Consider the following 22,346-nt stretch of genomic DNA (forward strand, 5'->3'; position numbering starts at 1 on the left):
GGCGAAATTGAACTTTCATACTATAATAAAGGAGTGTCGGTTTATGTTGGAAGCCCGCAAGTAGTTCGTCGATCATTGTCGAAGATGAAGGCGAAAGATAAGTATGTTGACCCACATAATCGGGAAGGAGAAACAAGTAATGCAGACTTTATGGTTCGCTACAACTATGGCGACTATTCCTTTCCTTGTATATGCAATATGTAAAGGTTATCGTAAGCGACTTCAGTGCCAAGAGCTTGAATTGTTGCGAGAACAAGCAGAGCCGTCCATGTTTATGGAGTCGGAGGAAGAGCTTATGCCGGATAAGCCAGCCTCCATATTGATTATTGACGATCAGCCTGCAATTAGATTGCTATTGAGGGAAGCGCTTCAATCGGAAAGTGTTGAAGTGCATGAAGCGAGCACGGGATGTCGTGCAATGGACATCATTAAGCTGCATCGATGTTCCATTGTTATTATGGATGTCCGTATACCTGATATGAATGTAATAGACTGGTTGCATCAGTTGCGTGCTCTGCGACCTAAGACGGAGGTTATCATCATTTCAGCCTACCGAGAAAAGGAACTCGTACGCAGAGCCAAGGAAGCTGGAGCTGTTGCTTACTTCACGAAGCCATTTGATTTAGAGGAAGTTAGCAAGTTTGTCACATCTAGAATTTCATCTGTGAGAGAGTGAATAATAGTATGTCGGGGGATAGTTATGAGACGACGGACGATACATGATCAAATGGTCGTGCGGCTCGTTCTGACGGTTACAATAGCGATTACTTTCATCTTCATATTGTCCTCAGAGGCGATACGTACGACGATCCAAAGTTATGTTCATCAAGACTATAAGGAAAAAGCGATGATCGCAGCTTCTGAAGTCGATGGGATCATTCGCCAGCAGAAAGTGTTTTTAGAAACATATGCCCGAATGATTCAACATTCTTATGCAAGGCAAGACTCGAAGGAAGAGCGCAACAAAACAATAGAAAAGTTTGCTAATCAAACGAATCCATATGTTGCAGGTTACTGGTATTCCTATCAATCCAATTATGAGAAGCAAGGAAAGTATACGTCTTGGTATGGTTACAACTTAGATGGTAAACTGCAAGGTATAACTATCCCAGAATTCATAGATGAGTCATCAGCTAAGCTACGCGACGACCCTCGATATGACTATTATCATGGTCCTGTCAAAAAAGGCAGTACATACATCACGTCACCCTACCTTGATCATTTTACCCATTTTCCCGTTATTTCGATTAGTACACCTGTTTATGATCACGACAATCAACTCATTGGCGTTGCAGGTGTCGACCTGCGCTTCCAAGACCTCAGCCATATTTCCAGTCATCTCAGCATCCATCCAAAAAGTAAGGTAGTCCTGTTGAACAAAACAGGACAATTGTTGCTTGATACGGACGCCTCGGACTTTATTTGGGATGACACACAAGCACAAGCAGCAGAAGCACAATCTCAACATGAATTTCTCCTTACAATTAATGAAAAACAAATAACCTCTCATATAGCGACTGTAGATGATAAGGGCGAACAGAAATATATGATTTCGACTCCTATTAAAGAGGCTGAGTGGCAAGCAATTGTCCTTCTTCCAACTAAAGTAGTAGACCAGACACTGATGAGGGTGTTTTTTATTATTTTTTGTATCTGGGTTGCTTTGCTAATTAGTATTTATGCATTTGTTCATTGGTGGATAAAGCGTTTCGTGACAAGTCCACTTCGATCCTTAGTGGAGGCGTCACAGCGAATAGCTGCTGGGGATTTAAGTGGGCAGATTAGTGTTCGCGGGGATAATGAATGGGGAGAATTGACACAGAATATGAATGACATGCTGGTTACGATGCGCCAGCAGGCTGCGCTTGAACAAGAAATTAAGCGCATGAGTGCTCTTAAAATTGTAGGAGAGATGGCGGCTGCGATTAGTCATGAAATACGGAATCCGTTAACAACAGTGAGAGGATTTCTGCAATTGCTGCGCAATAAACCAGAACATGAGCACGAGCATGTATATTTTGATACGATGATGGATGAAATTATTAGAGCAAATACAATCATTACGGAATATTTGACCTTAGCACAGCATAAAATTGTGGAATTTCAACCTAAGTCTATTAATGATATTATTGAGCATATTTATCCTCTTGTTCAGGCTACAGCAACCGTGAATTGTCAGCATATCGAACTTAATTTGAAGTCAGTTCCCTATATAATGTTGGACGAAAAGGAAATAAGGCAGCTTCTGCACAATATTATCCGAAATGGGCTGGAAGCGATGGAGGCAAATAAGATCCTGCGTATTCGTACTAGGCATGATGGCAGCCGCGTTATTTTGGAAGTGGAAGACGAAGGGGCCGGTTTTGACCCGTCTGTATTGCAGCAAGCGGGTACACCATTCATTACTACAAAAGAAACAGGGACCGGACTTGGGCTTGCCATTTGTTATAGCATCGTACAAAGACATGGGGGCATCATGACATTTCACTCGCAGCCTGGATGTACAATTGTGTCTATTAGCCTACCGATTGAGATGGCGCTTCATTCGGAATAGGAACAAGACGATACGATTAGTAGTAGAGATGAAAAGATTAAGAAAATATAAGATGTGACGATTAAATATAAAAGGGAGCTTATCCACACTATTTTTAAATGGCTGTGGCATAAGCTCCTTTTATTCATTTCTACTATTTTATTGTAAAGGTTGCTTTGATCCGTGCTAATTGTTCAGTATCCGATACAGCATCATATGCAGTATAAGCCATCATTTTGGAAGCGAAAATCATTTGCTCATACGCATAAGGCTGTTGTGCTGCATCACGGAACGGGATCGTATGCAGATCATAGGCCTCGTTTGTAATAGGTATATACGGGTGAATCGTAGGTACTCGCGTGGATACATTGCCGAGATCCAGTGAGCCATGGTCTTTACCTATCTTAATTTCGTCTGGTTGAATACCTGATTGAATAAGGTTGTTGTTAAACAATTGTGACAGCACTTCATTGGTACGAAGCTCATCATATGCACAAGGATCTTCATGGACCTTGACTGTACATCCTGTCTGCAGCGCAGCTCCTTCAGCAATTGCTTGGAAGCGGCGTTTTAGTTCATCTGTATATGGACGATCTGCAGAGCGAACATAGAATTCAGCTGCTGCGTAATCTGGAATGATGTTAGGCGCCTGTCCACCATTTGTAATGACTCCGTGTATCCGTGCGTCACTGCGAACTTGCTGACGCATTGCATTTACACCGTTAAATAATTGGATAACAGCATCAAGCGCATTTATACCTTTATAAGGCGAGGCTGCTGCGTGTGCTGCTTCACCAAAGTACTCAACTTTAATCGCATCCATAGCAAGAGAAGTACCGGATTGTTCGTATTGGTAGAATGGATGTACCATCATAGCAATGTCACAATCATCAAATAGACCTGCTCTTGTCATAGGCACTTTGGCTCCCGCAGTTTCTTCAGCAGGTGTCCCGTATACGCGAATAATGCCGCCGATTTCATTCATAACAGCTTTGAGTCCCACTGCGGCACCAATGCTCATCATGCATATTAAATGGTGTCCGCATGCATGTCCTAATTGTGGTAATGCATCATATTCACATAAAAATGCAACAATCGGTCCAGGTTTACCTGTGTCATATGTACCGATGAAAGCAGTTGGCAGCTCTAAGACAGGTGATTGAATTGTAAAACCATGGTTTTGCAAGCATTGAATAAGTCGTTCAGATGCTAAAAATTCCGCATGTCCTAGCTCAGGATTAGCCGCGATAAAGCTTGATATTTCAATAAATTCTGCTTGGTTCTGTTCAATTGCTTCTGCAATTCGTAACTTTGTGTTCATAAGCAGCTCCTTTGCTAATATAAATATTAGTATATTAACCATTGTATTATAAATAAAGTGAATTGAGAATGTTATTCCGATCTAGTATAAAAAGAGATTTTAAAAAAGATATTGTATAAGTATGCATTCGTGTGTATAATAACAAACATAGACATCACAACTACAGACAAAAGTGGGGATTACAGATGAAACAGAGAAAACTATTGCTTCTATTAATGGTATGTACGCTCGTAATGACGGTGCTAGCGGGCTGTGGCTCCAAGAAAGATAAATATGATACGGTTCTTGAAAATAAGAAGATTGTAATGGCAACGAGTGCGGATTACCCGCCATTTGAGTTCCATAAAGATATCGATGGTAAAGACCAAATTGTTGGCTACGATATTATGGTTGCGCAAGAGATTGCGAAGGATTTGGGAGTAGAGTTGGAAATTCAAGATATGAAATTTGACGTCGTGCTAGAGTCTATTAATAAAGGCAACGTCGATATGGCACTTGCAGGTATTGATCGTTCTCCTGAACGTGAGAAGGCGATGTTATTCTCAGATATTATCTATCAAGCGGAAGTTGGTGTACTCGTACGTGCTGAGGATGCTGACAAATATAAAGCAATTGAAGACTTAAAAGGCAAGAAGGTGGGCGTGCAAAGCGGAAGTACGTTTGAAGAGGTGCTGAAGCAGATTCCTGATGCACAGGCTGACCGCCTGCCCAAAGTAAATGACCTTGTTCTATCCTTGGAAACTAATCGTGTAGACGCTGTGCTTGTCGAGAAGCCTGTTGCAGCAGCGTACGCGAGCAATAACAACAAGGTTACAGTTAGTTCTATTGCCCTTAAACCAATCGGTGACGGCTACTCGGTAGCGATTCCGAAAGGCAGTGATAAGCTGAAGGATGCCATCAACAAGACGATCAAGCGCTTAAAAGACGAAGGCAAGCTCGATCAGTTTATTACGGAAGCGAACGCATTGTCCGAATCCCAGTAAACGAGTTGAATGTTGGTATAGAGAGGGCGGCTGATAGGCCGTCCTTTGTTATGTTGAAAAGGAAAGGGGCGTCTGAGGATCATGTCTGTTTTTGAAACGTTGTGGGAGTATAAAGAGATGTATTTACAAGGTGCTGGAGTCACCTTATTACTTACGATATGTTCGATTCTATTTGGTGTTATTCTAGGCTTCGGTCTCGTATTTATGCGCTTATCAGAGGTGAAGCCAGTAAGATGGCTTGCAACTGCTTATATTGAAATATTCCGGGGAACGCCGCTGCTCGTTCAATTGCTTATTATTTATTTTGCACTACCCATTCAAGTGGATAAATTTACGGCAGGTGTAATTGCAGTTGGATTAAATAGTGCTGCTTATTTGGCCGAAATCTTCCGTGCTGGAATTCAAGGGGTAGATAAAGGGCAGGTTGAGGCGGCTCGTTCACTTGGTATGACTCAGAAACAAACGATGCGTTATATTGTTATTCCACAAGCTCTACGCTCGGTATTACCAGCTATCGGTAATGAATTTATCGTTATCATTAAAGAAACATCGATTGTCATGGTTATCGGACTTGCAGACTTAATGTATAATGCAGATCTTATTCGTACAAAAACGTATCAACCATTCCCATCCTTAGTAGGGGCAGCAATTGTTTACTTCATCATGACATTCTCTATGTCCAAGTTAATTGGCAGGTTGGAAAGGAAGTTGAACACAAATGATAAAAATTGAACAGCTGCATAAACGCTTCGGAAAGCTGCATATTTTGCAAGGTGTTAATACTGAAATCAAACAAGGTGAAGTTGTGGTCGTGATCGGACCGAGCGGATCGGGGAAAAGTACGCTGCTACGCTGTATGAATTTGATCGAAGAACCAAGCGAAGGCAAGATTTATTTCGAAGGTCAATGTATTAATGATAAGGCTCATGACGTGAATAAAACACGTGAAAAGATGGGGATGGTGTTTCAATCGTTCAACCTTTTCCCTCATATGAGCGTGTTAGATAATATTACGCTGGCACCGATTAAGGTGAAGGGGCAATCGAAAAGTGAAGCGGAGCAAATTGCGATGGATTTGCTTCAAAAAGTTGGATTGTCAGACAAAGCTCATGTGCACCCTAACAAACTGTCAGGTGGACAGAAGCAGCGGATTGCAATCGCACGTGCTCTAGCAATGAAGCCACATGTGATGCTGTTCGACGAACCGACTTCTGCGCTTGATCCTGAGATGGTTGGCGAAGTGCTTGAAGTCATGAAATCATTGGCTAGAGAAGGGATGACAATGATTATCGTAACGCATGAAATGGGCTTCGCTAAAGAAGTGGGAGATCGCATCTTATTTATGGATGGAGGCAACATTGTAGAGGAAGGGGCACCTGATGAAGTGTTCCATGCTCCTAAGCATCCACGTACGCAGGAATTTTTGAAGAAAGTAATCAACTAAGTTGAAGTGTGTATGATAGATACAAATGATCATTCGTACAAAAATAGGCCGTCCCTATAGCGTGTGAACTGTCCCTTACTAGGGAAGGTCAAACTGCTGGGGACGGCCTTATTGTGTTTTAAGTTGATACTGTTTAATTGGAATGAAACAAGTAGTAGAAGCATGTAAGCAAGCTAGCTCATTTTATTGCAAAATTACCGCCTGATGTACTGGTGGTTCCCATTCAAATAAAGGGATATATTGTGCGCTTACATATGCAAATATCAGTAGTACGACCAAAGTAATTAACAGTACGGCATCTCGACGAGAATAGGATGTCGCATAATAATAGGTGCGTGACGAGCTGATATGAAACTGCTTTGCTTCCATGGCAACTGCAATACGCTGCGCACGGCGGATGCTTTGAGCAAGCAACGGTACGGCATACAGACGTATACGTTCGTAAATGCCTTGAATGCCTGCTTTATATCGAACACCGCGTATTGTTAAGGCATTGGTGCGAGTATGGAATTCTTCCCATACTGTTGGTAGTAAACGAATGGCGGCGATAAAGCTATATCCGTACTTTGCCGGCAGATGAAATTGCTGCATAAGGGCGTAGAAGAACAGTAGCGGCTTTGTTGTTAAAACAAACAATAAGCCCATAACGCCGAAGCTGACCGTTTTCATCGATAGTAGAAGTCCACGAAAAAAGCTTTCTTCTGAAATTTTGATAATTCCCCATGTCCACCAAATCACTTCGCCCTTACCAAACAAAATCATTGTTGATGCAGTAGAAATAAATATAAGAACGAAAGGTGCTAACAACAGCAATAATTTCCGCCACGAGTATCCACTCCATAGTACTAGTAACAGGATGTAGATGAGCAGCAAGTGAAGTGCAAACGCAAAATGGCGATTGAACAAGGTGATCAAGAGCGCTGCAAATATAATAAAGAATTTGAATGCAGGATTGACGTGATAGAACCACGTTTCTTTTTGAGGAGTGAACAGTTCCATCTATTTGCTCCTCTTCGTTGCGGCTTCGCTGTGAATGATATGGCTTTCGGCCATATCGACATCCTTATTAGCGTCATACAAAGATGTGGTCGCTGCAGTCGGGCGCTTTACTTTAGATATACTCGATAGTTCTCCCTCACGAATCTCCCATACATGGTCGCAAAAATATTCAACGATATGCGGATCATGAGTAATCATTAATATAGATACTCCGCTAACCCGAAGTTGTTCTAGTCTTTCCAGCATAGCAAATGTGCTTTTTGCATCTAAGCCGAATGTAGGTTCATCCAGCAGTAAAATAGGCTGATTCTGAACGATAGCTGACGCTACGCTCAAGCGGCGCTTCTGACCCATTGATAACTGATACGGATGTCGGTCTTCGCTTACATGCAAATGAAACGATGACAGCAGTCCTTTGACAATCCGGTCAATTTCGACTTGAGGACGCTTCTCTAATTGAAGTGCAAATGCAATTTCGTCATAGACGGAATCCGTTACAAATTGCATTTCAGGATTTTGGAATACAAACGCCAACTGACTTGGCGGCGTATGTTTCTTACGGCGGCTTTGCGCTTGCACAATAGGTTGTCCTTCAATAACGTATGTCCCTTCCGTTCGCAGAAGCTGCATAAGGGAAAGGAGAAATGTACTTTTACCAGCACCATTTTCCCCAGTGATTGCGATCCATTCACCTGTATGTACGGCAGCTTCTCGAACATAAATCTTGCGCTGTTTTTCACGATAACCGGCAAATTGATGCAGCCATAACAATGGTGGTCGTTTTCGTGATACTGCGGGAATAGAAGGTGATTGGTTGTACAAATGTTTCTCATGCATAATTGTCTGGTATGTATTTGATTGTGTATAGTCTTGCCACACATCAGGATACCAGATACCGAATTGTTGCAACTCATCTTTATTATTTGAGAACACGAAATCTGGAGTATCATCGGCAATGATTTCACCTTTATCATTGAACAGAACAACCCGGTCTACATAGGAGATGATGTGCTCTATTTTATGTTCGACGATAATGACGGTCTTCTCGCTGGCGACGTATTTGATTGCCTCCCATATTTGCATGGTTCCATCCGGATCGAGCAGGGCAGAAGGCTCATCGAGAAATAACACCTCAGGATTGAGCAGCAGTACCGTCGCAAGTGCCAAGCGCTGTTTCATACCTTGAGAGAAGCTTTGGATCGGAACATGCAGCTCGTCAAGGTCGAGGTGCAAACCAACCATCTCTAATACGCTGGTCATGCGCGCTTTCATCTGCTCACGGGGAACAGATAGATTCTCTAGCACGAACGCTAATTCTTCGTCTACCATGGGCATACAAAATTGAGTGTCTGGATCTTGGAAAACGAATCCCCAGCTGTCAGGCTTCTGAATGGAGTCAGCTTTCATAGGGACCTCAATAGAAGTGGGTATAATCCCGCTCAATACTTGCAGCAGCGTAGATTTGCCGCAGCCGCTCGGCCCTAATAGTAGTATTTTCTGTCCTTGAGGAACAACGAAGGAGAGGTCCTTAAATATAAAGGACGACTCTCCTGCAAATTTCAATCTTAGATTGGTAATAGATAGGTCTGAACTAAGTTGTGATACGTTCATGGATTACACCTCAATCAATACTGAACTATACTTTGTTGAAATGTTTACTTATTAAGTGCCGCATAGTCAGATTGCGATAGTGGACGAATGGACTTCGTTACACCTGTTGCTTCAAGGGCGCGGATGAGCAAGTAAGCGAATACTCCACAGAATACAAAGGCACTGAAGAAACGCAACCCATATTTCAAAACGAGTACCCATGTTTCATAGCCAGCATAACCGAAGTACAGGTCAACACAGAAGGAACCGACCGCAGACATCATACCTGCGACACCTGCTACAACAAGACTGTGTTTGCGATAACGAACAAGTAAAAATACGAGTTCTGCTGCTAAACCTTGCACGACACCATAAACGACCGTTTCAAATGCCCATGTGGAGCCAAGCAGCATCGAGATGATAGCGGCTGCTGAACTTGCGACGAATGCTACACCAGGCTTGCGAAGCAGCAAGTAGGCGAATGGGCCTGCCATAAACCATAATCCATACGTCAATTGACCGGATTGAGGAAAAAGCAGCTTGGAGGCGCTGTAGACCGTATCCCATACTTTGAAAAGGACTCCGAATACGAGTGCAATGACGACAGTAATGAGCACGTCAGAGAACTTTAACCCTTTAGATGTTTGCTGCATGATGTTTACCCCTCTTTTTCTATAAATTTGCACAAAAAAACCGCCTGAATACGCAGACGTATAGACGGTTGAATACACAAAGTTCTCGATGTCAATTCTCTACGCTGGCATTATCCAGTTCAGATATACGGTCAGTAGCAGTTACGGCTACAATCTCAGCCTGACTCACTCAAGCTCCCGGATTGGTTCTTATGCAATTGACTATAACTTAACCTATATTGGGCTATGTTGGCAATAGTTTTTCGTATTATAGTTGAGTTGCAGTTAAGTAAGTAGTCATAAAAATTATTATGTAAACAAAAATAAATTTCTTTACTCTGATTGAGCAACTACGCAATCATGTTATAGCTTGCACATTCAATCAACGCGCTAAAAGGGTGTAGTGTAACTTGACCCTAATTAGAAACATATGCTAAAATTTGCTTTAATGAAACAAGGAAGGTGTATACAATGCTTTATATTAAACATGTTAAACTCGTGATGAAGCTTCGCTCCGCACAAACGTATACGATGAAGCGTTGTACGGAGCTTAATCAGGGAGCTTGAAGTTTCCTATATTCATCGGTTGAATCGTCTTGCTGAAAAAGTGTAGTTTTCTATGCTTATTTAGTTATGACTATTTACCGATGTCTACTTAGATTAAGGAGCCATGGACAATGCTTTGTCTATGGCTCTTTGTGTTTGTGGCGATATCAATGAGGTGAATACCTTTATTGGTTCGAAGCAGTTGTATCCCATTGGGTACAACTTGATCACGAAGCAGAGAGTTAGCGTCTAATGACGCAGCTCTCTGCTTTTTTTATTTTATTTAGGAAAAGAGGAGTCAATATGAGCTTGCTGAAAGTGGAAAACGTATCTCATCATTTCGGGGATAAATCGTTATACGCCAATGCTTCTTTTGATTTATACAAAGGTGAACATGTAGGGATTGTTGGGCAAAATGGAGCGGGAAAAAGCACGTTAATCAAAATACTACTGGGAGAAATGATTCCGGATGAAGGGAGTATCAAATGGCAATCTAATATCCGGATTGGACATTTGGATCAATATGCTGAAGTGAATGGAAGGAACACAGTTGAATCGTATCTAAAAACGGCATTTTCTCATTTATTTGAAATAGAAAAGAAGATGAACGATTTATATCAAATGAGCGCCTTGACGGGTGCTGCAGAGCAACTACTTCAAGCAGCATATTATCAAGAACAGCTTGAAGCAGGTGACTTTTACGCGATAGATAGTCATATTAGCAAAATTGCTTCTGGGCTAGGTATTGATGCTATTGGAATAGATAGAGTGCTGTTGGAACTAAGTGGAGGGCAGCGGGCGAAGGTAATTTTGGCGAAGCTGCTGCTGGAACAGCCAGACGTGCTTTTGTTAGATGAGCCTACTAATTTTCTGGATAAAGAGCATGTGGAATGGCTTGCAAATTATTTGAAATCATTTAAAGGTGCGTACTGTGTGGTTTCCCATGACTATGATTTCTTAGAAAAAATCTCTACCTGTATATGTGATATTGAGTTTGGTACGATCAAAAAATACTACGGGAAATATTCTGACTTTCTACGTCAGAAGGAGCATTTGCGTCAGGATTATGTTCGCCGCTACCATGCACAGCAACAGAAAATCGAAAAGACAGAAGAGTTTATCCGTAGAAATATTGCTGGTGTAAACACTAGAATCGCGCAAGGACGCAGAAAGCAGCTTGAAAGAATGGATCGCATGGCTGCACCTGTTTTTACGCATAAGCCCATCATTCAATTTCGTGAACTACCGATACCATCACAGAAGGTTCTCACGACTAGCAATCTTGAAGTAGGCTATGATTCTTCGTTGTTGCCAAAGATCAATTTTTCTATGTTGGGTGGGCAAAAGCTTGTTATTACAGGGTTTAATGGAATCGGCAAATCAACCTTGCTTAAAACATTGGTCGAAGAAATTCCTGCCGTCGCTGGCCACTTTCGATTCTCCGAGCCGATTAAACTTGGTTATTATGAGCAAGATTTGAAATGGGAAGATGGAACAATGACACCTATTCAAATTATTTCAGAGCGGTTTCCTCAACTGAATATGAAAGAAATCCGTAAATACTTAGCACAAATAGGGATGAAAGAGGCACATGTTACACAACAAATTCGTACGTTAAGCGGTGGTGAACAGTCTAAAGTGAAATTGTGCCGACTTATGCTGTCACCATGTAATTTTTTGATTTTAGATGAACCGACCAATCATTTGGACTCAGAAGCTAAAAAAGCGTTGCAGTCGGCTTTCATACAGTTCCAGGGAAGCATCATACTTGTTTCGCACGAAGTAAGCTTCTACTCGGAATGGGCAGATCGTATTTTCAATATAAAACAAGGCAAGTAGTAAACTCGTAAATGCTAATCATTCAAACGATATAGATAAATGAAATTAAATAAGAGGTGTAAATGATAACATGCATAGCTCCAATCATAACTGGAAGTCTCAAATCTCATTATTTTTAACTGCACAAACGATTTCATTGTTTGGTTCTTCTTTAGTACAGTATGCGATTATTTGGTATATCACGCTTACGACCTCATCTGGGGTCATGATGACAATTGCGACAGTCTGCGGGTTTCTTCCACAGATCATCATATCTTTATTCGCAGGCGTCTGGGTGGACCGTTATAACCGCAAAAAAATGATTATGTTATCTGATGGAATTATTGCTGCTGCAACATTAATATTGGCTATTTTATTTTTTACAGGTTATAAAAGTGTGTGGCTGCTATTTATCGTATTGTTGATTCGTTCAGCAGGGACGGGTATACAAACACCGGCCATCAATGCGTTAATTCCTCAGATTGTTCCGAAAGAACATCTAATGAAAGTAAACGGAATTCACAGCACGATTTCGTCGTTAATGATGGTTCTGTCTCCAGCAGCAAGTGGAGCCATTTTATCTGTGGCAACGCTTGAAACAACATTGTTGATCGATGTGATAACCGCTGTTATCGGGATTAGCATTTTATTTACGATATCAATCCCAGCGTATTTGCAAACGGAGAACCAGAATAAATCGAATCTACAAGGAATCGTGGAAGGATTCGTATACTTGAAGAATCATGCGTTTATTAAACAACTGCTTATTTTATTGATCGTTATCATGATACTCGCCAGTCCGGCGGCATTTTTAACACCATTAATGGTAAGTCGCTCTTTTGGGGCTGAAATGTGGAGACTGACGGCGAGTGAAATGACGTTCGGTATAGGTGCAGTTATAGGTGGGACGTTGATTGCAACATGGGGAGGTTTTCGAAATCGAATGCATACAACGGCAGTTGCGTGTGCTCTCTATGGATTGATGATGATCGGGCTTGGAGTTGCTCCATTATTTTACGTATATTTAATATGTAATCTACTAATCGGAATAACGATGCCTTGCTTTAACACACCGATTACGGTCTTATTGCAGGAAAAAGTCGAGCCTTCTATGCATGGCCGTGTATTTAGCTTCGTACAGATTGCTAGTTCATGTGCGCTGCCATTAGGCATGATCATATTCGGACCGCTGGCTGATATCGTTAAGGTAGAAAGCTTGTTGATAGGTACAGGTATATGCGTATTATTATGTGGGATTTATACGTTTTTCAGTAAGCGATTGGTAGGATAAGAGACACTGCTTGCAAAGCATATAAAGAAAAATAGGTTAGTGGAACGTAAAAATGACGTTTCATTAACCTATTTTTTATGGTTGCATGGCTTGTCGATAGGAGAAGAGTCTCTCAATTATTCGCTTATTATGGCTTGTTTTGTTTCATTTTTTTGAAGATGGGTAATAGAAAAAGGGTGCCGAAAGAAAGGGTATATATGTAAAATAAAAGTCAGAAATGTCATTTTCCAAACAATAGATCAAGTGATTGAAGTCGTTGGCACACGTGAACTTGCGCATTTTTACAAAAACTACCTGATCATATGCTAGAAATCTATGTTATGATCACCGCGTTGATGTTAGTCCATGGAAATTGTGATGGACGCATGCTTCAAGGAGGATATTATGAATAAAAAAATGACGTTACAAATTGCAGGTGTACTACTGGTAGCTATCTTGATTATTCAAATACTACCTGTTTATGCGGAGTCTACTACCGCAACCGAACTAGAAGAGCAGGCTCAGAGCGTTCCAGTGAGTATTAATGCTGAAGAAGCCGCGAACCCTATGATAAATGAACAAGAGCTATGGGGTAATATGGACCAAGGTATTCCAGCCTTGATGGCAGTAAGTTTGAAAGTTGCAGCCAAGCCAATGCAAGCTTCTGCACCGAAGTTAGACGAGAAGAAAGATGAGAATAAGTCTGATGACAAAGAGACTAACCGTAAACCAGCAGAGCCTGTAAAAGTTTCTACTGCAGAACGTAAAAGCTCAGACGAAAAGGTTAGCAAGTCGCCGAAAAACGTTATTAGTGTTAACGGTAAACCTATGACTTTTAAACGCTCTTATAACATGAAAGCTACATCATATACGGATCATCCGAGTGAAAATGGCTGGGGCCCAATCGATGCATTAGGCAATCCACTTAAGCTGGGCACTGTAGCAGTAGACCCTGATGTTATTCCACTTGGTACGAAGCTATTTATTACAGGTTACCAGTTTAAGCATTTGCCAGAAGGTGGTCTAGTAGCAACAGCTACAGATACAGGTGGTAAAATTAAAGGGAACAAAGTAGATATCTTTTTGCCGCTAAGTCAAAAGGAAGCTCGTAAATTTGGTGTTCAAGACGTTCAAGTATACGTGTTGAAGTAATTGTAAGCTAAGAGTCAATGACCATATTTCGTTTGAAAAAGAAGTCGTGTACACTGCGGCTTCTTTTTTTCGTTTACATAGTATAAGTAGAAAAAGGCGAATTATACAATTCGCCCATGACTAGGATGTAATTATGCAGCGATTAGTCAGAAGAAGCAAGTGCGCTGAAGCTTTCAGGACCTGTACGAGCAATTATGTTTAAGCCAGCAACACTAATAAAAGCTTGATAAGTGACAAAGCCAGGAGCAGCTGGAACAGGAACATTGTTATCGATGCCTGATATGGTGAAGTTATAGGTTGTTAGTAAGATTGCTGGAATTGAAGCTGTTGCAGTGTATACAACTACTGGAATACCGCCGCTTATACGAACTACCACAATCGTTGCTGTAGTAAGCACACCAAGAAGATTAGATAAGGATACAGTAGCTTTAAAATTAACTCGAACATTTGGACCTGCACCTGTTAGATTTAATCCAAGTGTACCAAACAACGCGGGTGCTGTTGTTGCTGGTATAGAAATGGAGCCCGCATAACTTGCATTTTGTGATATTTGACTATCCAGAAATTTTGCCATTCAAATCACCCCCAATATCAATATATGAGGCTTATCTAAAATGGTATGGACGTCTGAAAGAGATATAAGAAATGGATGATAGTATAGCAGTATAAGAGATATAGATCACATAACTTTTATTATGTTAACACGATAATTGATTCTTTATTTTAATGGAAAAAGGACCAACCTCTTACAGATGATTGATCCTTTAATAAATTAGTCTTTATTTTTCGCACCATTTAGTAAATCAGGAATGGTTACAAAATCGTACTGCTGCGCCTTAAGGCGCTTAATAATAGAAGGCAATGCTTTAACCGTATTTTCTAAATAGCCTTTTTTGCCTGCTCCGCCTGCATGTTGAAGTACAATCGATCCTGGAGACACTTCGTTCATAATATTGTTCTCCATAACTGCAGCGGGTATTCCTCGCCAGTCATTGGAATCTACATCCCAATTTACGACCATGTAACCGTGTTTGCCTGCCCATTGGAGTTGCTCTTCTGTGATTTCTCCAAAAGGGGGACGAAAATACCTTGGCTTATAGCCGATTATGTCATCGATAATGTTTTCCGTTTGTCTTAGTTGGCGAATAAACTTGGGCAAATCTTGACGAGTTAGCAGCGGGTGATTGTACGTATGGTTACCGATAATATGACCTTCATCCACCATGCGCTTTACGATATTAGGATTGCGTTCGGCACGGTATCCGACAAGGAAAAATGTCGCTTTAATATTTTCTTGTTTTAAAATATCCAGTATCACAGGAGTAATGGTCTGGTCAGGCACATCATCAAAAGTGAGAGCAACCTTTTTGCCAGCTTTGGAACTCCCTCTTAGCTTAAACAGTTGTGGATATTTATTGTGCAGTTGAGCGATTGTTAATCTTTTGCTTGCACGTTGTTTCATTTGAATTTGTTGTCGTGCTCGCTGTTGCGTAGAACGATTTTTTTGTTGTGCCGTTTGATTTAAAGCAACTTGTTTTTCAGGTTGTTTAATGCTCTTTGTTCCCGTATTGGTTTTGGGTGCCGGCTCATTTCTTTCCTTACTATTTGAAAGTTTTGATTCTGTACGCGGAAGAGTTGGAACATAATAATTGTGATGTTCGGGCTTGTACTGCTGCACAGCTATGTCCCGTGTTTTTAAATCATGAGCAGTTGATACAACATCATGACGAGTTTCTTGTGAGTTAGAACAGCTGGATAACGTTAATCCGAGCAAAATGATGAATAGCAATCGGTGCATATTATGTATCCTCCTTCCTTAACAGTGCTGTTCTCTTGTTATGTCCTGTAAGAAATGGGGATATGCATTTGTTGGTTATCGTTCACAACTCCAGTTGTTGTCAATTGTTTCGAGACAGTCTATGAAAGGCGGCACGTAAGCGGCAAACGCCAACACTCACACTCTTTCAGTTTCATATTCTATATAAAACGATAGGGGAGAGTGTTGTCATGAATCTCGCACAAGTACAAGGCGGATATGATGCGATATATAGTTTAGGATCATCATGTTTGCCTGCTCTCAAACTTCAGTCGCGTAATCTTCGCCCATCTAGTGGGCCAATAGATTGGATGACCTCGAGATCCTTACCCGATGTCAATCGCCTGCTGGAAGCGAAATTTAATGACTTCATGTCACTTAAACATATTAAAGTTACGGGTGATCTAAGCTATCAAAAAGCGCATTATATCGTAAAAGATACGTTATATCAGATTTCTTCTGTCCATGATTTCGATATCTATCAAAATACGCTTACCGATTTAAAGCAGTATCCTGAGGTGATGACCAAGTTAAATCGACGTATTCAGCGAATGCTGCAAGATATGTCTTCCGGCAAACGAATATTATTTATCCGGACCGAGGAAAGCGGGAATTATCCAATTAAAGAAACACTGGATATATTGGATAAACAAGTCGCAGGTTCATATGTATTTCTATATATAAGACAAGCTGATGTTTTTGATGTTATGGATTGTCATCATAAACATCCATCCTTGTGTGTTGTACTCGTTCCCCGTGATCCGGTGTGGTATATGGAAGATACTTGGGATAGAATTCTAAACTCGGTTTACGTGAATGAATAGGGCTGAGTGATGTAGCAGTTGTTGCTAATATTCTGAACACTTTGTCAACATTCGATGTTCCGTGATTCAAACTGTGATTCATTTCACAGTTGATCCTTTATAAGCATGACATAGTTAAGATGTTGAATGCTTACAAAGGAGTATAGCCGTGCACACAATCTTATCTAATGAATGTATTGCCAAAGGAATATATGTAATGAAAGTGAAAGGACATTTTCAAGTAAAAATGGGACAATTCTTTATGCTTCGAGCGTGGGAGAACCATCCGATACTGTCGCGGCCAATCAGTGTGTGCAATGTTGAACACGAGCACATTGAATTTATGTACAAGGTAGTTGGCGAAGGTACGCGACTGTTCGCAAGATTGAGGGAAGGGGATTCCATTCAACTTGAAGGCCCTTTTGGGAATGGTTTCGTGCATGAATCTGGGCGAGTTGCATTAGTTGGCGGAGGCATTGGAATTGCACCGCTACTATATACAGCCAAGCAGTTTCGTAATAAACCCGATATCTTTCTAGGCTTTCGTGATCAGGCTTATTTGACGGAGGCCTATAAGCCTTTTGCAAATGAACTGCATATTTGTGTGAACGGTAACGTTCTCGATCATATTGAATGGACCCGCTACGATTATGTCTATACATGCGGCCCTTATGCAATGATGAAGGCAGTTGCCGATTTGACCAAAGGACTTGATGTAAAGGTATATGTCTCCTTCGAGAAAAGGATGGCCTGTGGTATAGGAGCCTGCTATGGATGTTCCACACCAAGTAAACATGGGAATAAGAAAGTATGTACAGATGGTCCTGTATTTTTAGCAGAGGAGGTCAACTGGCATGAAGAATTTAGCTTGTGAAGTTGCTGGGATACGCTTCCAAAATCCAATTGTTATGGCATCTGGCACGTTTGGTTTTGGCAAGGAGTATGCCAAGATGTATGATATCAATAAATTAGGCGGTATTTCTTGCAAAGGCTTGACGCTGCATCCACGCAAGGGTAATGGTGGCGCCCGGCTTATGGAGACATCGGGAGGAATGCTAAATAGTATAGGATTGGAGAATCCAGGTATTGACGCATTTCTGCGAGAGGAAATGAAATTTTGGGAGACGATCGAGCCTGTGAAGATTGCTAATCTTGGTGGGAGCAATATAGAGGAATACGTGCTTGGCGCGATGAAAATAACGCAAGATGCTGAAGAGAGGCGGAAGCAAAATCGTCGAGCGGTAGATATGATCGAATTGAACATTTCATGCCCAAACGTAAAGGAAGGGGGAGTCGCATTCGGCATTAAGACGGAAGTTGCAAGGGAAGTGGTTCGAGAAGTACGTCAGATGACATCGTTGCCACTGGCTGTCAAATTATCACCGAATGCAGAAAATATCGTTCATATGGCGGTGATGTGCGAAGAAGAAGGGGCTGAAGCGATCTCTTTAGTGAATACATTCACAGGGATGAAGATAGATATATATCAACGTACAAGTGTATTTAAAAATATGTATGCTGGTCTATCTGGCCCTGCTATTAAGCCGATTGCACTTCGAATGGTGCATGAGGTGGCAAAACAAGTAGAAGTACCCGTCATGGGGATGGGAGGGATTGCATCTGCATCCGATGTCATCGAATTCATTATGGCAGGGGCGTCAGTTGTGCAAATTGGAACGTACAACTTTATGAACCTCCGTGCGGGAGAAGAATTATTGGCAGGAATCAACAGCTATATGGAGCTTGAAAATATTCAATCACTTGATGAAATTAGAGGGATTATTTAAGAGTATGAATGATAAAGATAGGGTAAACCAGAGTTGGGAAGATACGATCTTATGTGAGGTTATACCACTCGGTCGGGATTATATCATTCGGTTGTCAGGCGGGGCTCATATGCATCACCATCATATTGGAGCTGTGTCTACAGCTTATTATGCTGAGCCAATGTTTGTATCCGATTTGGAAGCTCATAATCGCAGCGTAACTAATACTTTTCTTGCGCAAGATGAGATATCGATATCTATTGCGAGTGACGATAATGATACAGTTGGTTGTCAAGGTGTTAAAGGGGCTAACCTTACCCATTTATACCCGCACATTTGTACGATGACGCATGTTGTGCCGGGCCATAAGGAAGCGATATTATCTGAGCCAATGGCGATGGAAGCAGCAAATAGGTTGCGGACTACGGTCACAGTAATTGCAGGCATTCATTATGAGCAGCTGCAAATACATGAGATCGATCAGGTTGTTGATGCTGCATGGTGTATCTTCCGCAAAGCTCTGACGCAAGCTCTATAAGTGAGAGTACAAGTACATAGTATAGTTCGCTATGTGAAGAATTGATAATTCAATCTGTGGATTCAAGATTCAAGTCAGATATAGAGTGAAATGAAAACTCCCCAGACATTCACATGTAAAGTGAAAGTCGGGGAGTTTGCTGTATTCCTATCTTTACTTATCAATGGCTTCAGACATGGTTTTGTCTGTTAGATGAGCATAGATTTCTGTCGTTTCGGTAGAGGCGTGGCCGAGCTGCTCCTTCGTCTTGTAAATATCATTTTGCAAATAATAATCGGTAGCAAAGGAGTGACGCAGCTTATGAATCGTTAAGGCTGGTTTGCCAAAAAGCTTTGCATATTTCAGTATCATTTGCTGCATCGCTCGTTTAGTCATTCGCTTACCGGCTTTTTCCCCATTTTTGATTGCTAAGAAATAACCCTTTTCTTGCTTAGGGGCATTATATCGAGTAGAACGCAGCGTGAAGTATTGCTCAAGATCCATTTTTGCTCGCTCGCGAAAGTAGACAGGCGTCTTGAACGTTTCATCATTGTTACCTTTGCGGAATACATACAAAAGCCTATTGTTTAAATCAATATCCTCAACATTTAAATTCACTACTTCGCTAACACGGAGGCCAGAATTTAAGATTAAACTTACGATAGCAGCATCACGTACAGCATTGAGCTCATGTGAGTATAAGGCCTGCTTATTTTCTGCCACATCAGCTGCATAGTCTTCACGTACGTAGTCGATAAATTCTCCGAGCTCTTCTTCTTCGAGCAATTTTCCTTTCAGCTTGGCAGCTGTATCCTTCGGTTTGTTTACACGCTTAATCTCAATTTTCGCCATAATGTTGCGCTTCAGCAGCGGGTAGAAATTCTCGTCCTCCGCAATTTGGCTCAAATAATGGAACACGGAGCGGAGTGAAGAAAGCTTTCTAGATACTGTAATTCTGCTGTTCGTCTGTTCCTTATACGTAGTGAGATAAATACGGAACGATGTGACATGCTCCATGCGAAGCGATTCGAGTTCTAATAGGGTAACTTCGTGCATGGTGGCTGCTTGGCTTATCCCTTCAACAATCAGCCAGTTGAAAAAGATTTCATAGTCCCTTACGTACTCCAATAGAGTAGAGGGAGATAGATCAGGTAGCTTAAACTCGATATATTGTTGCACGAACCACGGCATAGTAGGGAGTTTTTCATCCAATCGTGCGCGGTCTTTTCCTTTTTGAATAGACATGCTGTTGCTCCTTCAGTTGAATAAGGTTGTATCGTTAACAAGTATCCCTATCCATATGCTTGTATCTATTATTATATGTGCATTTCGTCAAAAGCTAAAGCATCGATAAAGTAGACTTACTCGATACATTTATACTTATATGCGTTGTTTTGGTGTGGGATAAAAGAAAAGGCTGCCCAGCAAGTAGTGCTTTACTTGTGGATAGCCTTAGGATCATAGATGGATGAAATAAACGGTGTAAAAGGGATAATAAAGCTGTTCAGTATATATTCATGAGTATTGATTCCTTTAAATGATTAAAACTGTGCTTGCAAGGAGCGAGATTGCTCTTTTAATCGTATAAGTTCCTTCTTTACTTCATGAGTAACCGCTAATTGCGAATGGGATAGCTGCTGTAAATGTTCCATGGATTGCACACTCTTGGATGTTACTGCGTCTATGCTTGTCATTTCAGCTGAGATATCTCCGGAACGAAGTTCAATGTGAGTTAAAGATTGATTTAATTCATGCAGGTGCGAAATTAAATGATGAACAGATTGTGTCATCTGTTCATAACTCGAAATCGATTGCTCTGCTTGCTGCACGGACTGAGTGGATGCTAAGTGGCCAGCTTCCATCTGGGAAGTAGATTGTATACTTTGCGTACGAATGTTCATGAGAATTTTCTGAATTTGTGATGTAGCTTCACCGCTTTGCTCTGCCAATTGACGAATTTCAGAAGCGACAACCGAAAAACCTTTTCCATATTCTTTTGCATGAGCAGCCTCGATCGAAGCATTGAGTGCTAACAAGTTGGTCCGATTGGCAATATCCTGAATCGTCGAAATAATAGATTGTACTTGTTGTGTCGAGTTGTTGAGTGTCGTCATCGCCATTGCTGCTTCTTGTATTGTCTTGGAGGAGGAGACCACTTGGTCATACAGTGATTGAATATGCTGCATATTACTCCCTATTAATTGGTCAGTTGCTCCTGCATGTTCAGTCATCGTATGAGAAAGGGAAGCTGTATGTTGAATCATATGATTGATCTGCATCAAATTATCGTGAACGGTAGATACGGAATCACTCTGGGCTTGCAGCCCTGTACTTACCTCGTCACAGGAAGTCAAAATATCCGCGTTCGATTGAATATGATACTCAGACTTGTTTGTGACAGTAGTGGAGGTTGTGTCAAGCTCATGCGCCATATGTTTAACGATGTCTAACAATTTAACCAGTTCTGCTTGCTGTCTTGCATTTTCTTGCGCTAGTTCAGAAGTCATTTTCTTCTTGGACAAGATCTGGATGGATGTTGCTGCAGAGGTGGCAATTAAAAAGAACGCATGAATTACCAGCATCATAAAGGAGTAGGAAGATGTTCCGAACACGAGTTCAGGTATGAAAAAGAAACCAAGCAAATGCTGAGTAGCAAAAAGGAGAGTCATCGTAAGCATGAGCTTAACCTCTTCATAATAAGACACAATCGCTAACACCATAAAAATAGAAAAATGGTATTCTACTGCGCCACCGCCGCCAGCCACCATCGATATGCTGGAAAAACAGAGCACGAGCGTATGCAGCATGGGTATGTACGGATGGGAGGATTGTTTACGATATAGCAGATAAGCAACCACAAAAACAACAATCGGAATAATCAATAATAGATTCATAGGCATTGCATATCGATCAGCAATCGTAAGATCGTAATTCATATGATCAGAAACACCATGATGTTGGAAAATATTAAAAACACGATGCAGCAGATGGATTGTTATGCTTAATAGTATAACAATTAGACTCAACGGAAACATGAGTCGATTTTTTTGTGAAAGCATGTAAAGTACCGCCCCTCAGTAATTATCTTAGTAAAATGCTGGAATTCGAACCGTAGGACATAATATTACAAATTCCAAGAGAATGCAATGCTTTTGT

The 22,346-nt window shown here is 41.2% G+C and carries 20 protein-coding genes and 1 riboswitch; of the genes, 12 read left to right on the top strand and 8 right to left on the bottom strand.

The annotated features are described in order from the left end of the window. Positions 1-139: 139 nt before the first annotated feature. Positions 140-676: a response regulator gene (locus tag FPZ44_RS08710; protein ID WP_186785969.1), complete on the top strand. Its 537-nt coding sequence runs from the start codon at positions 140-142 to the stop codon at positions 674-676. A 24-nt stretch (positions 677-700) separates the two neighbouring features. After that, entirely contained in the window at positions 701-2,554 is a 1,854-nt protein-coding gene (locus FPZ44_RS08715) for an ATP-binding protein (protein WP_144989316.1), read from the top strand. 133 nt (positions 2,555-2,687) lie between these two features. Here the strand turns inward: FPZ44_RS08715 and FPZ44_RS08720 are convergent, their stop codons facing one another. Then, on the bottom strand, positions 2,688-3,854 hold the full coding sequence (locus FPZ44_RS08720; RefSeq protein ID WP_144989318.1) for a M20 family metallopeptidase: 1,167 nt from the start codon (positions 3,852-3,854) through the stop codon (positions 2,688-2,690). Positions 3,855-4,039: 185 nt separating this feature from the next. Between FPZ44_RS08720 and FPZ44_RS08725 the strand changes: the two genes are divergently transcribed. The 3 genes from FPZ44_RS08725 to FPZ44_RS08735 all read left to right on the top strand — a co-directional run bounded on the left by FPZ44_RS08725 (position 4,040) and on the right by FPZ44_RS08735 (position 6,281). Continuing rightward, positions 4,040-4,837, top strand: a complete 798-nt coding sequence (locus FPZ44_RS08725; RefSeq protein WP_261378257.1) for a transporter substrate-binding domain-containing protein — start codon at positions 4,040-4,042, stop codon at positions 4,835-4,837. An 81-nt stretch (positions 4,838-4,918) separates the two neighbouring features. Beyond that, positions 4,919-5,569 carry an amino acid ABC transporter permease gene (locus tag FPZ44_RS08730; protein WP_144989320.1) on the top strand — a complete coding sequence of 217 codons (651 nt, stop codon included), beginning with the start codon at positions 4,919-4,921 and terminating at the stop codon, positions 5,567-5,569. Continuing rightward, a complete protein-coding gene (locus FPZ44_RS08735; protein ID WP_144989322.1) occupies positions 5,556-6,281 on the top strand; it encodes an amino acid ABC transporter ATP-binding protein in 726 nt (241 codons plus the stop codon). The genes FPZ44_RS08730 and FPZ44_RS08735 overlap by 14 nt, the downstream gene beginning before the upstream one ends. A 183-nt stretch (positions 6,282-6,464) precedes the next feature. Here the strand turns inward: FPZ44_RS08735 and FPZ44_RS08740 are convergent, their stop codons facing one another. From FPZ44_RS08740 to FPZ44_RS08750, 3 genes are read right to left on the bottom strand one after another with little or no spacing between them, the layout of a single operon-like run. Continuing rightward, complete coding sequence (locus tag FPZ44_RS08740; RefSeq protein ID WP_144989324.1) at positions 6,465-7,280, bottom strand: energy-coupling factor transporter transmembrane component T family protein; 816 nt, start codon at positions 7,278-7,280, stop codon at positions 6,465-6,467. After that, positions 7,281-8,891 carry an ABC transporter ATP-binding protein gene (locus FPZ44_RS08745; RefSeq protein WP_144989326.1) on the bottom strand — a complete coding sequence of 537 codons (1,611 nt, stop codon included), beginning with the start codon at positions 8,889-8,891 and terminating at the stop codon, positions 7,281-7,283. A gap of 44 nt (positions 8,892-8,935) precedes the next feature. Then, the gene (locus FPZ44_RS08750; RefSeq protein ID WP_144989328.1) at positions 8,936-9,523 is read right to left on the bottom strand and encodes an ECF transporter S component; all 588 of its coding nucleotides are present in this window, start codon (positions 9,521-9,523) and stop codon (positions 8,936-8,938) included. Positions 9,524-9,602: 79 nt separating this feature from the next. After that, a riboswitch (TPP riboswitch) is annotated at positions 9,603-9,714 on the bottom strand. Positions 9,715-10,351: 637 nt separating this feature from the next. Here FPZ44_RS08750 and FPZ44_RS08755 point away from each other — a divergent pair. The 3 genes from FPZ44_RS08755 (at position 10,352) to FPZ44_RS08765 (ending at position 14,288) form a co-directional block, all read left to right on the top strand. Continuing rightward, positions 10,352-11,887, top strand: a complete 1,536-nt coding sequence (locus FPZ44_RS08755) for an ABC-F family ATP-binding cassette domain-containing protein (RefSeq protein ID WP_144989330.1) — start codon at positions 10,352-10,354, stop codon at positions 11,885-11,887. A 70-nt stretch (positions 11,888-11,957) separates the two neighbouring features. Continuing rightward, positions 11,958-13,157 (top strand): MFS transporter, encoded by a 1,200-nt coding sequence (locus tag FPZ44_RS08760; protein WP_144989332.1) that lies wholly within the window; start codon positions 11,958-11,960, stop codon positions 13,155-13,157. Positions 13,158-13,541: 384 nt separating this feature from the next. After that, positions 13,542-14,288, top strand: coding sequence for a 3D domain-containing protein (locus FPZ44_RS08765; protein ID WP_261378258.1), 747 nt, complete (start codon positions 13,542-13,544; stop codon positions 14,286-14,288). A 142-nt stretch (positions 14,289-14,430) separates the two neighbouring features. Here the strand turns inward: FPZ44_RS08765 and FPZ44_RS08770 are convergent, their stop codons facing one another. Both FPZ44_RS08770 and FPZ44_RS08775 read right to left on the bottom strand, forming a co-directional pair. Continuing rightward, positions 14,431-14,862 (bottom strand): hypothetical protein, encoded by a 432-nt coding sequence (locus FPZ44_RS08770; RefSeq protein ID WP_144989334.1) that lies wholly within the window; start codon positions 14,860-14,862, stop codon positions 14,431-14,433. Positions 14,863-15,060: 198 nt separating this feature from the next. Further along, positions 15,061-16,086, bottom strand: coding sequence for a polysaccharide deacetylase family protein (locus tag FPZ44_RS08775; protein WP_144989336.1), 1,026 nt, complete (start codon positions 16,084-16,086; stop codon positions 15,061-15,063). Positions 16,087-16,295: 209 nt separating this feature from the next. On the opposite strand from FPZ44_RS08775, the gene FPZ44_RS08780 reads away from it, so the two are divergent. From FPZ44_RS08780 to lpdD, 4 genes are all read left to right on the top strand, one after another. Next, complete coding sequence (locus FPZ44_RS08780; protein WP_144989338.1) at positions 16,296-16,928, top strand: DUF1796 family putative cysteine peptidase; 633 nt, start codon at positions 16,296-16,298, stop codon at positions 16,926-16,928. Positions 16,929-17,076: 148 nt separating this feature from the next. Then, a complete protein-coding gene (locus FPZ44_RS08785; RefSeq protein ID WP_144989340.1) occupies positions 17,077-17,781 on the top strand; it encodes a dihydroorotate dehydrogenase electron transfer subunit in 705 nt (234 codons plus the stop codon). Next, the gene (locus FPZ44_RS08790; RefSeq protein WP_144989342.1) at positions 17,762-18,694 is read left to right on the top strand and encodes a dihydroorotate dehydrogenase; all 933 of its coding nucleotides are present in this window, start codon (positions 17,762-17,764) and stop codon (positions 18,692-18,694) included. The genes FPZ44_RS08785 and FPZ44_RS08790 overlap by 20 nt, the downstream gene beginning before the upstream one ends. Positions 18,695-18,698: 4 nt before the next feature. After that, the gene (lpdD, locus tag FPZ44_RS08795) at positions 18,699-19,211 is read left to right on the top strand and encodes a prenylated flavin chaperone LpdD (RefSeq protein ID WP_144989344.1); all 513 of its coding nucleotides are present in this window, start codon (positions 18,699-18,701) and stop codon (positions 19,209-19,211) included. A gap of 153 nt (positions 19,212-19,364) precedes the next feature. On the opposite strand, the gene xerS is transcribed toward lpdD, so the two are convergent. Together xerS and FPZ44_RS08805 are read right to left on the bottom strand one after the other, a co-directional pair. Further along, a complete protein-coding gene (gene xerS, locus FPZ44_RS08800; RefSeq protein WP_144989346.1) occupies positions 19,365-20,435 on the bottom strand; it encodes a tyrosine recombinase XerS in 1,071 nt (356 codons plus the stop codon). A 296-nt stretch (positions 20,436-20,731) separates the two neighbouring features. Next, a complete protein-coding gene (locus FPZ44_RS08805) occupies positions 20,732-22,249 on the bottom strand; it encodes a methyl-accepting chemotaxis protein (protein WP_144989348.1) in 1,518 nt (505 codons plus the stop codon). Between the last annotated feature and the right edge of the window lie 97 nt (positions 22,250-22,346).

The organism is Paenibacillus agilis, from assembly GCF_007786455.1.
GTDB classification, from domain to species: domain Bacteria; phylum Bacillota; class Bacilli; order Paenibacillales; family Paenibacillaceae; genus Paenibacillus_B; species Paenibacillus_B agilis.